This is a genomic window from Myxococcus eversor, assembly GCF_010894455.1.
GTDB classification, from domain to species: Bacteria; Myxococcota; Myxococcia; order Myxococcales; family Myxococcaceae; genus Myxococcus; species Myxococcus eversor.
In genome coordinates this window covers 321,821-336,215 of the sequence record NZ_JAAIXY010000002.1, presented here as the reverse complement: position 1 = coordinate 336,215, position 14,395 = coordinate 321,821, and the positions used below count along the sequence as shown (strand labels likewise).

Below are 14,395 nucleotides of genomic sequence, written 5' to 3'. Positions count from 1 at the left end.
GTACTTCGGGTGCCGCGCCCCGGGCCGTTGGGTGGCCCGGAGCACGGAAGGACAACGGCTCAGGTGCCCGAGGGCGGGCGCGGCTTGAGGCGGAAGGTGCGCAGCCGGTTGGCCAGCTCCTCGCCCTGGACACTCTTGGAGATGTAGCCGTCCGCGCCGGAGGCCAGCGCGAGCGAGCGCAGCTTCGACTCGTCCGAGGCCGAGTAGAGGATGAACTTCGTCTTCGCGGAGGCGTACTGGCGCGCGAGGTTGACGACCTTGTCGCCCTTGAGGGCGGGGAAGTTGACGTCGATGAGGACGAAGTCCGGCTCGGACGCGCTCACGAGGTTCGACACACCCAGCGCCGAGGTGTGGGTCAGCACCTCGAAGCCGTAGGAGCTCAGCGAGCGCTGGACGAGGTCGAGCAGGTCCGGGTCATCGTCCACCACCAGGACGCGTGCTTTTTCTTCAACCATGGCTTCTCCCTAGATGCTTGCGGATCATCTCGAGCAACAGGTCACGATCAAGGGGCTTGGTGAGGTACGCGGTGCAGCCCGCCGCGTGTGCCTTGTCCTGATATTCCCGCCCCGCATGAGCCGTCACCGCGATGACCGGCACGTTGGCCACGGAGGGTACCGCACGCAAGCGACGTGTTGCCTCCCAACCATCCAACCGCGGCAGGGAGAGGTCCATCAGGATGAGGTCCGGATTGTCGCGCGTCGCGCGCTCCAGTCCGTGCTCTCCGTCCTCCGCCTCGATGACTTCGAACAGTCCACCCAGGTAGCGCCGGACGATGTCCCGATTCTGGGCACTGTCCTCCACATACAGGATGCGCGGCAGCCTGCCGGCGCTGGCGGCGCGCTGGGACAACAGCAGGCCCTTGGCCTGGGCGATGACGTCCTCCAGCGCGTGGCCGCCCTTCTTCACGAAGCCGGCGAAGCCGTCGCGCAGGAGCGACTCCTCCTCGTGGGTGAGCGACTTGCCGGTGAGCACGACGACGGGCACCTGGAGCTTCTCCGCGCGCAGCCGGCGCAGCACCTCGAAGCCGTCCAGGTTGGGCATCATCAAGTCGAGCACGACGAGCGACGGCGGTGAGACGCGGGCCTTGAGCAGCGCGTCCTCGCCGTTTCTCGCCTCGGCGGTGGAGAAGCCGGCGCGGCGCAGGTTGCGGCTGACCAGCTCGCGCGTGGCGGAGTCGTCGTCCACCACCAGCACGTCGCCCGCGGACGCGCCGCCGGACGGCTGGCCCAGGCAGCGCTGCACCACTTCGACCAGGCGCTCGGGCTCCACCGGTTTGACGAGGTACTCGCACGCGCCCAGCGAGAAGCCCCGCGCGCGCTGCTCCTCCACCGAGATGAGGATGACGGGGATGCTGGCCAGCGACTCATCGCCCTTGAGCTGGCTGAGCACGGACCAGCCGTCCAGCTTGGGCAGGTGGATGTCCAGCAGGATGGCCTGCGGCCGGAGCTCCCGGGCGCGCTTGAGGGCGGCGATGCCGTCCTCGGCCACCACCACCTTGAAGCCCGCGGGCTCCAACTGGCCGGTGACGAGCTGCTGGATGAGCGGATCATCATCCACCACCAGCACCGTGCTGCCGGGCTGCGCCAGCGAGCTCACGTGCTGGGCGACCTCCGCCACCGGCACGCCGCGCTCGTGGACCGCCACCTGCGGCGCGTCCTCCGACCGGTCCGCCATGTTGTTGGGCAGGCGCACGGTGAAGGTGGTGCCCCGGCCCAGCGTGGACACGACGCTGACGTTGCCGCCGAGCACGCGCGACAGCTCGCGCACAATCGCCAGCCCCAGGCCCGTGCCTCCCACCTTGCGCGTGGTGGAGCCGTCCACCTGGCGGAACTTCTCGAAGATGAAGGGGAGCTGGTCCGAGGGGATGCCGACGCCGGTGTCCTCCACCGTCATCACCACCTCGTCGCCGGAGGGCACCATGCTCAGCGCCACTTCGCCCGTGTCGGTGAACTTGGCGGCGTTGCTCAGGAGGTTGAGCATGATCTGCCGCAGCTTCAGCGCATCGGTGCGCAGCATGCTCGCCTGGCCGTCGATGTGCGTCGTCAGGGCCACGTCCTTGCCCTTGAGGTACTCCTTCACCGTGGCCATGCACTCGTCGGCCAGCTCCTGCACGTCCACCGGCTCGGTGACGACATCCACCTTGCCCGCTTCAATCTTGGACAGGTCCAGGATGTCGTTGATGAGCGCGAGCAACGTCTTCGCGTTCGTCTTGACGACGTTGAGGTCGCGGCGGCCATGGGCCGTCAGGCGCGAGCCCTCCTCGCGCATCAAGAGGTCGCAGTAGCCGATGATGCCGTTGAGCGGCGTGCGGATTTCATGGCTGAAGTTGGCCAGGAACTCGCTCTTGAGGCGGACCGCGGCCTCGGCCTCGCGGGCGCGCTCCTCCTCGTTGCGCTTGGCCAGCGCCAGCTCCTGGGCCAGCCGGTCCAGGTCCTCGTTCTGCTGGCGGATGATCTCCATCTGCAGCGCGCGCTGCTGGTAGGACGCCAGCGAGCGGGCGGAGACAGCGCGCGTGCGCTTGATTTCCTCCAGGCTGGCGGCGAGCTGCTTGTTGGCCGCCTCCAGCTCCGCCTTGGACGCGCGCAGCATCTCCTCGTTCTGCTTGCGCTCGGTGATGTCCTCGGTGACGCCCAGCACGTAGCGGGCCTCGCCGCCGCCATCCAGGAGCGGCAGCTTGCGCGTGGCGAAGATGCGGTCCACGCCGCCCGCGCGCGCCACCTCCTCGAAGGAGCGCATCTTCTTGGAGGAGAGGATGTCGGAGTCGATGGCGACGAACGAGTCCGCCTGCTCCCGCGGGAAGTAGTCGTGGTCCAGCTTGCCGAGCAGCCACTCCTTGGTGACGCCGAACGCGTCAGCGAAGGTCTTGTTGGCCACGACCAGCCGGCGCGTCGCCGCGTCCTTCACGAAGAGGACGAAGGGCAGAGCGTCGATGATGTTGCCCAGAATCCAGTTGGTGCGGTGCAGCTCCTCCGCGGTGGCGTCGTGGCGGAGCCTGTCTCCGGCCAGGGGCAGCTCGCGGCGCAGCACGGGCGCCATCCGGTTGAAGCGGTCCTCGGTGACGTAGTCGCGAGCGCCCGCCCGGGTGCTGGCCTCCAGCGTGTCGTCGCTCCAGTCGCGCGACAGCACGACGAAGGGCAGCTCGCGCGAGTGCTTGCGCCACAGCGCCTGCGCCTCCGTGAAGCCCAGGCCCGGCACTTCCGAGCCACACACGACGAGCGACCAGGGACGCGCCAGCGCGGCCGTCAGGGCCTCCACGCTGGTGGCCCGCTCCGCCTGGGCGACGACGCCCGCCTGGGCGAGCGCCTCTTCCACGCGCTGGCACTCGCGCTCGCTCGCCACGAGCAGGAGGGTGGCGGTGGCCGCCGTCGGCACGGAGGAGGTGAGGGAGGTGGCCATGGCTCAGTTCGCCCCAAACACCAGCGTGGTCAACGTGGTGTTGATGTGGAACCCCGAGTAGATTTCGAAGTGCACGTTCATCCCAGCGGCGGTGGGTGCGGCCTTCAAAGTCTCCGCGAGCTGGGAAACCGTGTTGGTCGCATGCGCGTACCACATGCGCCCGCCGCAGTGGAACAGGAGAGCGGCCTGGGGGTTCTGTACCCGGCGGGGCACCTCTTCGGTGAAGAACTGCCTCGTCATCCCCGCCATGTCACCCAGCCTCATCAGCTCCAGCTCGGTGCCCTCCTCCAGCAGGTTGGCGAAGAGGATGGAGCCGTCCTCCTGGGGCCTCCACGCCGCGCGGATGAAGTACTCGCGGCCCACGCGCAGCGCCGTGGGGCGCACCGCGAAGCCCTGGGGCGTGCCGAACTCCAAGTCACGCACGTCCTCCACGCCCAGGATTTCGGCGTAGCGCTTCGCGGCCGGGCGGCCGTCGATTTCGAGCGCGCGGGTGTGACTCTCGTCCACCTTGGTGATGGTGAGCTTCTCTCCGGTGGGCACGTACCAGTGCGAGCGCAGCGCACCCCACGGCGCGCTGGTGCGGAACAGGGCCACCAGCACCGCGTCGGTGGCGACCTCTCCGTCCACGTGCACCAGCGCGGACTGCCTGGCCGGGTCCCGGCTGTCGTCGCTGGCGCCGCCGCCCACGAGCACCAGCGTCTGGCTGCGCTCCAGGATGCCCAGGAGCAGCTCTTCTTTTTTGTAGCGGAAGCCGTCGTCGATGACGAGGCCGACAAACCGGCGCGGGTCCAGGTCCTGCTGCCGCACGCCCAAATCCTCGCAGGCGCGCTTGATGGCCGCCTGTCCCGCGGAGATGGCGTCCACGGAGAGCCCGGTGCCCAGGCCCAGGCCGACCTCCAGGTCTCCCGAGAGCGCGGACAGCACCACGCTGCCCTCGTGGATGCCGGTGTTGTCCAGCTCGCCCGCCGTCGTGGCGCCCACCAGCCGGGTGCCCGGGGGCAGCCGCTCTCGCACCGCGCGGTTCAGGGCGTGCTGGTCCCTGTTGCGCGAGGCGAACATCGTCACCAGCACCGGCTTGATGGCGCCCAGTTGGCTGAGAAGGTCCTCCGCGGCTGCATCAGGCTCCTTCAACGTGGTGCGAGCCGTCTGCATCTTCACTTGTGCCATGAAGGACCTCCGGGGGGCTGGCGGCGGCTAGAGGCCGGCGCGCGGATGCTGGGTATGACAGGCGCCGGTGCACTGCTGGAAGGACTCTCTGCCTCCCCCGACGTACATGCTCTCGATGGGCCCGAACTTCGCCACGTGGTTGTCCGGGTAGCTCTTGTGGCACGACAGGCACGCGGCCTTGCTGGTGCGCTGGATGCTCTCCTTCGTCAGGTGACAGGAGGAGCACTTCTCCAGCGGCGCATCAAAGCGGTTGGAGCGCGAGTGGATGAAGTGCGTGCGCACGAAGATGGGGCCTTCCAATTCGAAGCCCAGCGGCGCATGGCACCCGTTGCAGGCGGCGCGGTTGTCGTTGGCGTGGAGGACTTCGGACAGCTCTCCGCCCTCGCTGTGGCAACTGTTGCACGGCCCCGTCGTCAGCTTCGCCTCGGTGCGCTTCTTGGAACCCACCTGGATTTCGATGGTGCGCGAGCCCGGCACGTCCTGGCCCAGGTACACGCGGCGGCCCTTCACCGTCACCAGATAGGTGCCCGGCGTGGCGTTGGCGGGAATCGTGTACTGCCAGGTGTCCGTGTTGGGACGGTCCCAGAGGCCCTCTCCGGGGAAGAACGCGCCGCGGAAGACGATGTTGGCGAAGGGCAGAATCGCGAACTGCGAGTACACGCCGTCGCGCGCCTCGGTGGCCACCACCTGCTCATCGACCTCCGGGTCCAGGAACGCGTCGATGTCGATGATGGAGCGGATGGGCTGGATGTTCTGTGCGGGCCCGATGATTTGCGTCATCAGCATCCGCTCCCGGTGCTTGCGGCGGTAGTACGTCGTCGTCGCATCGAAGAAGGCCCGATAGTACTGAATGCCCGCCGCGTTTCCGCCGATGGGGGCGACCTCATTGTAGGCCGGCAGACTGCCCGAGGGGTGCAGCCGTTTTCCTTCCCCGTCCCGCAGGGTGACCTGGAAGGTGATTTCGGACCCGGGCGCGTAGGTGCCGTCGCGGCGCGGCGGGGTGAGGGCCGCCACGTCAATGCCGAAGCCGTACGCGTAGTCCGGGTTCTTCACCTGCTCCACGGGGATGGAGTAGGGGGCGAAGGGACGCAGGCTCCAGCGCAGACGCAGCGCGGTGGTGCCGGAGGCCATGGTGATGGCGCGTTCCTTGGCGTGGTCATACGCGTTGCGGACCTCGACCAGCGCCTCCTCCTCGAAGTCCTTGGCGCCCGTGCAGTCGGTGGGCGTCTTGCAGTCCCTCGTGGTGTGGATGGCGCGCAGGCGGCGGATGAAGAAGTCGTCGCTGCGGTCGCGGCGCTGGTGCTCGGCGCCGATGTTCAGGAGCACGGGCAGGCCGGTGAGGCGGCCGCGCGAGTCCACCGGCTCCACGGTGAAGAAGCTGGGCACGTCCATCCACGCGGCGCCCCGGTAGAAGCGGCGGCGGGTGTACGCGCCGGGGTTGCCCAGCAGCACCGGCTCCTCGTCGACCGCGCGCACGCCCGTCCAGCCCAGCCCGGCGAAGTCGCTGGTGGTGCGCAGCGTCTTCAAGTCCTTGTGGTCGACGAAGGTCATGACCGCGGCGCGGATATCAATCTGGCTGATGAAGAAGGTGCCGCCCGCGCGCACGCGCACGAGCTTGCCCACGCCATTGTCCACCTCGAGCGCCAGGCCCACCGGCTCGGGGGGGCGCGGGCGGCGCGAGTCGTCCAGCCCCGACAGCGCCTGGACCTCCGACTCCAGCGAGTCCACCGCGAAAGCTTCTTCCGACGAGCCCGACTCCGGTCCTCCGCAGGCCACCAGCAACCCCGTCACCGCGGCCACCAGCAACCTCCGGCTGGCCGTGGGGTAACCGAGCGAGCGGGATACACACGCCTCGCGCTGGGACCAGGGTGCTCCAAGTCCACCCATGGGTGAATCTCCTCGTACGTGTGGTTTCGGGCACCACCATTGGCGCCCCGGCCAGCGGATCCTGTAGCCCGTCGTCGGGGGGACGATGTGGGCCGGAACTCTCCCGTTTCCGGGTTTCCCCGGTTCGAGCCTTTTTTAGCCGTACGAAGAATATCTGGAGTGAACAGATGTCTTCAACTTCTAGGAAAATAATCCGCTGTCCTCAAACCCCTGGAGGTGTCAACTGTCGGAATTTTCCCAAATCACTGGAGCAATTACAGGGGGTTAGACACTGACTTGTAAGGCGAGGCAGGACCTGCCCTGGAGGGTCCTGGGAAGTTCAATAGTGAATTCCGCGCCTTCCCCGATTCGGCTCTGGAGGTGGATGGAGCCTCCGTGGGCCTCGACGAGCTGGTGGGCGATGTAGAGGCCCAGGCCGGTGCCGGGGTGATGAGGGCCGCCGTCGCCGTGGAGGCGCTCGAAGCGGCGGAAGAGGCGCTGCTGGTCGCCCGGGGCGATGCCCAGGCCCGCGTCCTTCACGGTGACGCGCACGTGAGAGGCATCGCCGTGGACGCTCAGGTGGACGGGCTGGCCGTGGCCGAACTTGAGCGCGTTGCTCAGGAGGTTCGTCACCACGCGGTCCAGGCGCAGCCGGTCCCACTTGCCGGTGGTGTCGCCGTCCTCCTCGACGCGCACGGTGAGGGCGCAGCCGGCGGCGGTGGCCTGCTCGGCGTGGCGTTCGGCCACTTCCCGCACCAGCGCGGCCAGGTCCACGTCCTCACGGTCCAACGTCATGTGGCCGGCGGACAGGCGCGACAAGTCGAGCAGGTTGTGCAGCAGCCGGCCCATGCGGCGCGCCTCGCCCTCCACGCCCGCCAGGCCCTCGCGCATGCGGGGCTCGTGCGCGGTGACGTCCAGGAGGCGCAGCCGCCGCAGCCTCAGTTGGAGCGAGCTCAAGGGGTTGCCCAAATCGTGCGCGGCGACACCGATGAGCTCCAGCGCTCCTTGCGCCTCGGCGAGCAGGCGCGCGTTGTCCAGGGCGAGGGCGGCGCGCGCGGCCAGCTCCTCCATGAAGGCCCGGTCCACCTGTCCGTATCGCCGCGCGCCGGTGGACAGCAGGCACAGCGCGCCCAGCACGCGCGAGCCCACCGCCAGCGGAACCGTGAGCGCGGACGTCACGCCCAGCACGCGCAGGAGCTCGCCATGCGCGGTGCCCTCCAGCGCCAGGGGCAGCCGCTCTGGATTCAACTCCGGCAGGAGCTCCACGCGGCCCGTGCACACCACGTGGCTGGGGCCCACCTCGTCGCCGTGCGGGCTGCGCAAGAGCGGCTCCCACAGGCGGCTCGCGGCTTGAGCGTCCGCGCAGGCGACGGCCTGGGGACGCACCTGGCCGTCCTCGGAAGGCAGGAAGAGGATGCACGCGTCGGCGACCTCCGGCACGCACAGGCGCGTGAGGGCCTCGCCGACTTCGCGGGCTCCAGAGAGCGGCTGGAGGACGCGGCCGGCCTCGGCGAAGAGGGCCTGGGCGCGCTCCATGCGGCGGCGCTCGGTGATGTCGCGCGTCACCTCGGCGAAGCCGCGCAGCCTGCCGCGCGAGTCCCACAGCGCGGTGAGCAGCGTCTCCGCCCAGAAGCGCGTGCCGTCGCGGCGCACGCGCCAGCCCTCGGACAACAGGCGCCCCTCGCGCGCGGCGCGCTCCAGGTGGGCCCGGGGCACGCCCGCGGCGACGGCGTCCTCGGGGTGCAGGCACTCCAGCGCGCTGCCGGTGACGTCCGTCGCGGCCCAGCCGGTGAGGCGCTCCGCGCCGGCGTTCCACGCGGTGACGCGGCCGTGCCGGTCCAGGAAGCATAGCGCGTAGTCCGTCACGGCCTCCATCAAGAGGCGCAGGCGCTGCTCGCTGTGCTCGTGCCGGGCGTGCAGCGGGGCCAGCGCGTGGTGCAGCACGAAGCCCAGCGCGCCCACGCCGGCCAGGCCCACGCAGCCGGCGAGCAGCGTCTGTTGCAGCGCGACGCGCGCGGCCTCGGTGTGGTTGAGCAGTCCGTGCGCCGCGGACAGGAGTGTCGCGAGGAGCAGCAGACCGGCGAGCATGCAGGCGGACACACCCGCCCCGACTCGCTGAGCGAACGTCCAACGTCGCATCATGTGGCACTCCCCCCCGTCCCTAGCGGGAACCCGCATCAGGAAGGCGACCGCCAGCATCCCTGATACGAGGGGACGGGAACATTGCCCGGTTGGACAAAGTCGGAGTCACCCCAGGGGGCTTCGTGACTCTCCCAGGGTGGAAGTTGGACCACGCCGCGCCGGGTTTCGCGGGCCCGGGGGAGCCGGGAGCGGCAAGTGGGGGTGTTGCGTGACGGGCGGGGTGCCCCATCAACCATGGCCATCGCCGGGGCTGGGAGTTATGAGGCGGACCCCCTCTTTGCTCGGGTCGTCCCGCACCGCCTATGTCCCTCGTCGAAGGCCTGAAGGTCCGCTACCTCCCGCAGCCCGAATGGGGTGTGGGACACCTGTTGTCGCTCCACGAGGAAGGCGCCAAGGCGCTCGTCGTCTTCCCCGCGCGGGAGGACGCCCCGATTCTGGTGTCCACCAAGGGCGGTGCCCTGGTGTCGTATCCGCTGCCACCGGGTGAGCCGGTGGTGACGTACAAGGGGCGGCTGGCCCTGGTGGTGGCCGAGGAGCCGGGCGCGCGCGGCCTGCGCCGCTACGTGCTGCGCTACGCGGACACGGGCGAGGAGGACGAGCTGCCGGAGTCGGAGGTGCGTGCGCTGCCCCCTCGCTCCGACCTCTTGTCCACGCTGCGCGAGGGCCGGGTGGGTGAGGCCCGCGCCTTCACGCTGCGCAAGCAGGCGCTGGTCCTGGATGACGAGCGCCGCTGTGACGCGCTGGGCGCGCTGCTGGCCAGCCGCATCATGGTGAAGCCGCACCAGGTGGGTGTGGTGCAGCGCGTGCTGTCCGCGCGCCGTCCGCGCTTCGTGCTCGCCGACGAGGTGGGCCTGGGCAAGACGATTGAAGCGGGCATGGTGTTCAGCGCGCTGCGCCTGTCGGGGCTCGTGCGTCGGTGTCTGGTGGTGGCGCCCAGCCACCTCACCGTGCAGTGGCTGGTGGAGCTGTTCCACAAGTTCAACCAGCTCTTCACGCTGATGGACTCGGACCGCTACGCGCAGTCGCTCAAGGAGGCGCCGGACGTCTCCCCCTGGGCGCGCTTCCCCCTGGTGGTGACGAGCCTGGAGCTGCTCTCCCGCAGCGAGGAGCACCGCCAGGAGCTCGGCGCCGAGGACGCGTTCTGGGATTTGGTCATCATCGACGAGGCGCACCACCTCAAGGGTGAGCGGGCCTTCGAGGCGGCCGACGTCCTGGCGAAGAACTCCTGGGGTCTGCTGCTGCTCACCGCCACGCCCATGCAGTTGGACCCGGCGGAGTACCACGGGCTGCTCACGCTGATTGACGCGGCCACCGCGCCCAGCGTGGCGGGCTTCGAGGAGCGCCTGTCGCGCCAGGAGGAGCTGTCCGCCGCGGTGCGCGCGCTGATGGAGGGCGGCAAGGGCAAGCCCGACGCGGCGGTGAAGGCGCTGGCGAAGCGCTTCCCCGAGGATGCGCGGCTCAAGACGCTCAAGGAGCCGGAGGCCCTGCTCCAGCACCTGGCGGAGACATACAGCTTGAGCGACAGGCTGGTGCGTAACCGGCGTGCGGTGGTGGGTGGTTTCTCGAAGCGCAAGCTGCACCGCCATCCGGTGACGTTGCCCGCGGAGGAGCTCAAGATTCGCGACGCGGCGCTGGCGACGCTGGCGGCGGGGACGCTGCGGGGCGCGCCGCTGGGCAACGTGCTGCGGCGGTTGGAGTCGAGTCCGGCGGCCTTCGCGGGCGCGGTGCGCTCCAACCCGGTGCTGAAGGCGCAGTCAGAGGAGTTGAAGCTGCCCGCGCGCGACGCGAAGTTCGGCGCCTTCCTGGGCGTGCTGCGCAACGTGTGGAAGGCGGAGCCAGCGGCGAAGGTGCTCGTCTTCACGGAGAGCCGGGACACGCTGGAGATGCTCCAGGCGGAGCTGGGGCGCGAGGGCGTGGAGGCGCTGGGCTACCACGGTGACTTGCCGCTGGTGGAGCGCGACAGGCAGGTGGCGCGCTTCCGGGGGCCCGAGGGTCCGAAGGTACTGCTGTGCACGGAGGTGGGCGGCGAGGGCCGCAACTTCCAGTTCGCGCACCACCTGGTCCACTACGATTTGCCCTGGAGCCCGTCCACGGTGGAGCAGCGCATCGGCCGGTTGGACCGCATCGGCCAGACGCACCCGGTGGAGATCCACGTCTTCGACCCGGTGGGCACGCTGGCGTCGGACGTGCTGACGCTGCTGGCGGATGCCGTGGGCGTCTTCGGCGAGACGGTGGGCGGCCTGGACGCGGTGCTGGAGGAGGTGGAGGACCGGCTCGCGGAGCTGGCGCTGCTGCCGCGCGAGGCCCGTGTTTCCTATGCCGCCGAGCTGAAGGCGAAGGTCGAGGCGGCGCGCGAGCAGGTGAAGCGCGCGTATGACCCGCTTTTGGACGTGCGCAGCTTCGACCGGCCCGCGGTGGAGCGCCTGGTGAAGCGCGCGCAGGAGCGGATGGGCCTGGAGCCCGACGAGGACGAGGATGGCGAGGCGCCCGGCGTGGAGGACGGCCTGTGGAGCGTCGCGCGCGACCTGGACGAGCGGCTGGAGGAGACGGTCGCCGAGCTGGCGCGCCGGGTGGGCATCGGCGTGGACATCGACGAGCAGGTGGAGGCCTTCCAGGTGGCCTTCCAGTTCGGCCACGCGCTGAAGGTGGACGGGCTGCCGGGGCTGGACGTGATGGAGGACCACACGCGGCTGGGCACCTTCTGGCGCGACACGGCGGTGGAGGCGGAGGAGCTGGAGTACTTCGCCACCGGCCACCCGCTGGTGGAGGCCCTCTTCGGCTTCCTGCGCGACGGACCCTATGGCCGCAGCGCCTTCCGCTTCATCGAGAAGCGCGGGCCGCTGAAGGCGCGAGGGCTGGAGCTGCTCTACCACGTGCAGCTCCCGGAGCCGGAGGACACCTCCCTGGGCGCGCGCGTGCCCAGCCGCCAATTGGCGCGCTTCCTGGAGCGCACGCTGCTGCACGTGGCCGTGGTGGAGGGCGGTGCGGGTGGCCCCAAGGCGGACGACTCCCTGCTCCCCGCGCTGGAGGCCGACGGCAAGTCGCTCAAGGGCGACGAGGTGGGGCGCGCCTTCCCGGGCTTCGACGCCTTCGTGGACGCGGGGGTGCCGGTGGGCCAGCGCGCCGCGGAGGTCGCGCTGAAGAAGCTCACCACCTCCGCCCGCGAGGCCATTGAAGCCGAGCGGGACGCCGCCCTGGAGCGCCTGCGCCTGTCCCTGGACCACCAGGGCCTGTCCGACGAGGCCCTCGCGGACCAGCTGGGCGCCGAACACGCACACTACGTGCGCTTGCTCCAGGCCCTGGACGGGGCCAAGGTGACGCTCGACTCCGCCTGCGGGTTCGTCATCAACCGCTGAGAGCGCTTCTCGGCGGAAGAGAGGTCGTGACGCGGGGTGTCATCCGTTTTGGGACAGGCAGTCCCACTGTGTCGCATACGGTGGGACTGGGTACTGACTTTGGCTACGGTCCACTTGACCGATTCCTCAATCAACAAGATTCAGGGAATTGATTGATGTATGGTTCCCCCCGCCACGTTACCCACATCCAAGCAGTCCGGACAGGCGGCGGTGGAAGCGGCTTTGACGCTCCCGCTGGTGGTGTTCCTGGTGTTGGGGACGCTGCAGCTCTTCATGATGTTGCAGGCGCGAATCCTGGCGCAGGTGGCGGTGTACCGGGCGGTGCGGGCGGGCAGCCTCAACCACGCTGACTGCCTGCCGATGATGCACGCGGCGATGGTGACGATGCTGCCGTCCGTCGTCCGCACGGACACTCCCCAGCGGTTGGCGGACGCGTTCCGGATGCGGCGGGACAACGAGTACCGGGTGATGAGCTCCTACGGGAACCTCTTCAACGGGCCCATGGTGGAGATTGTCCGCGACTCGCCGGACGTGGCGTGGGTGAACGCGCTGGCGGGGGACGAGGATTTGCTCTTCGACCAGCCCACGGACAACGACGCGGCGCTCGACAACCGCACGTTGGAGATCCGCATGGTGGCCTGGTACTACATGCGCATCCCCTTCGCGAACTGGGTGATGAGCCGGATGTTCCTGGCCCACTTCGGGTTGCGAAACTACACGGCCACCAATCCGCTGATGCCGGCGCAGAAGCGCTCGGACTGGTGGAACGACGAGGCGCCGCCGCTCGGGCCGAATGACTGGCCGGGGGGCGCGCTGGACGAGCGCATGGTGACGTGGAGCAACCGGGGCCACTTCGTCTTTCCCATCCAGGTCCACGCGGCGATGCGGATGATGACGCCGGTGATGGCCGACAACTTCTCGCGAGGCGCCGAATGTCCCGTCACCGGCTTCTGAAGTCCTCGCGAGGCCAGGCCCTCGTCCTCTTCGCGCTGACGCTGCTGCTGCTCGCGTTGATGGTGTTGATGACGCTGGGCTTCGGCATGCGGGCCAAGGAGCGCGTCGAAATCCAGATGGCCGCGGACGCGGCGGCGTACAGCCAGGCGGTGGCGACGGCGCGGACGTTCAACGCGATTTCGGTGATGAACCGCGCGCAGGTGGCCCACATGGTGGCCATGGCCGGCACGCAGGCGCTCATCAGCCGCAGCAGCCAGGTGTACGCGGCGCATCTCGTCTGCACGCCGGCCTTCACGCCGGTGTTGTGGGAGGTGATGGACAAGGCCGCCGCCACGCAGGTGCAGGTGCTCCAGGGCAGCGCGGGCAACCTCTACCGGGCGGGGCTGAACATCTACAGCCACCTGCTGCGCGAGCACATCGCCGACCAGCGGCTGGCGCTGCGCATCGCCCGGGGGGCCAACCCGGAGCTGGAGGCCACGCCGGATGGCGCGGGCAAGAGCTTCAAGGAGCTCAACGGCGACGACGAGGTGCCCAACCACGGGGACCTGATGAACGCGGTGCGACGGGGTGGTGGCGGCTGTAGCGCCGGCGCGGTGTGCGCGGTGGGTGGCACCACGTCCGCGCACCTCAACGCCACCATGGGCAGCATGGGGTGGACGTGGGTGCACAACCGGGCCACGGGCAGCGCGGGGTTCGGCACGGGCGGGGCCGCCCGGTCCGCGGGCTTCCGGCGCTACGGCGCGGCCGCGGAGATGGATGCCTCGACGTACACCACGGTGTCGGGCCGCAACTCCTCCGCGCACGACCATGCGACGGCCATCATGCCCACGCGGTGCGCGAGCAACCCGCCTCCCCTCCCGGTGCCGGTGACGGATGCGTGGGTGATGTCCGACGAGCGGCAGACGCCCGAGGACCAGCACGTGTACGGCCTGCGCCTTCCGCCGGGACAGGCGCCGGAGGCGGGCGAGCCGCTGTTCGAGCGGCACACGCTGGGGATGTGCGTGTCGTGCCCGGGCATCTGGCCGTTCGCGATGAGCTACAACGTGGACCTGCTGCAGCAGGGGCCGAACAACCACTATGGCCAGCCGAAGCTGTACTCGGTGCTGCACCGCGACTACGGCAGCGATGCGCGGCGGAGGAGCCCGGACCCGTGGAACCTCTTCTTCCGCTTCCCCTTCTCCGCGGAGAACACCACGGAGTTCGACCTCGCGATTCCGCTGGGGCGCTCGCGTCCCACGGGGCGTGAGAGCGTGCAGCGCAACCAGGTCGCGCTGTCGGCGGGCATCGTCTACTACCACCGGCCTCGCGCGGCGGGGCAGGGCGGAGGCTGGCGTGAGCCGCCCAACTTCCTGAACCCCTTCTGGCGCGCCACGCTGGTGAGTCCGGAGGGCTCCACGGATGACCGGCCCGCGGCGAGCCTGGAGGCGGCGGGCTTCTCCGAGCACGGCCGGGCGCTGCGGGAGCTGGAGCAGGCGGGCTATCGCGGTGGCAGTCGGCGGGGAGGGGGGTACTGA

The 14,395-nt window shown here is 69.8% G+C and carries 8 protein-coding genes; 3 read left to right on the top strand and 5 right to left on the bottom strand.

The features are described 5' to 3' along the window. Positions 1–59: 59 nt before the first annotated feature. From G4D83_RS04845 to G4D83_RS04825, 5 genes are all read right to left on the bottom strand, one after another. Positions 60–455, bottom strand: a complete 396-nt coding sequence (locus tag G4D83_RS04845; protein WP_163863288.1) for a response regulator — start codon at positions 453–455, stop codon at positions 60–62. Then, the gene (locus tag G4D83_RS04840) at positions 448–3,396 is read right to left on the bottom strand and encodes a response regulator (protein WP_163863286.1); all 2,949 of its coding nucleotides are present in this window, start codon (positions 3,394–3,396) and stop codon (positions 448–450) included. The genes G4D83_RS04845 and G4D83_RS04840 overlap by 8 nt, the downstream gene beginning before the upstream one ends. Before the next feature lie 3 nt (positions 3,397–3,399). Next, entirely contained in the window at positions 3,400–4,563 is a 1,164-nt protein-coding gene (locus G4D83_RS04835) for an FIST signal transduction protein (RefSeq protein WP_163863283.1), read from the bottom strand. A gap of 27 nt (positions 4,564–4,590) precedes the next feature. After that, the gene (locus G4D83_RS04830; RefSeq protein ID WP_163863281.1) at positions 4,591–6,450 is read right to left on the bottom strand and encodes a cytochrome C; all 1,860 of its coding nucleotides are present in this window, start codon (positions 6,448–6,450) and stop codon (positions 4,591–4,593) included. Positions 6,451–6,714: 264 nt separating this feature from the next. After that, complete coding sequence (locus G4D83_RS04825) at positions 6,715–8,571, bottom strand: sensor histidine kinase (RefSeq protein ID WP_163863279.1); 1,857 nt, start codon at positions 8,569–8,571, stop codon at positions 6,715–6,717. 302 nt (positions 8,572–8,873) lie between these two features. Between G4D83_RS04825 and G4D83_RS04820 the strand changes: the two genes are divergently transcribed. The 3 genes from G4D83_RS04820 (at position 8,874) to G4D83_RS04810 (ending at position 14,395) form a co-directional block, all read left to right on the top strand. Beyond that, positions 8,874–11,927 (top strand): helicase-related protein, encoded by a 3,054-nt coding sequence (locus tag G4D83_RS04820; RefSeq protein WP_163863277.1) that lies wholly within the window; start codon positions 8,874–8,876, stop codon positions 11,925–11,927. A gap of 159 nt (positions 11,928–12,086) precedes the next feature. Then, positions 12,087–12,881: a TadE family protein gene (locus tag G4D83_RS04815; RefSeq protein ID WP_163863275.1), complete on the top strand. Its 795-nt coding sequence runs from the start codon at positions 12,087–12,089 to the stop codon at positions 12,879–12,881. After that, positions 12,860–14,395 carry a pilus assembly protein gene (locus tag G4D83_RS04810; protein ID WP_163863273.1) on the top strand — a complete coding sequence of 512 codons (1,536 nt, stop codon included), beginning with the start codon at positions 12,860–12,862 and terminating at the stop codon, positions 14,393–14,395. The genes G4D83_RS04815 and G4D83_RS04810 overlap by 22 nt, the downstream gene beginning before the upstream one ends.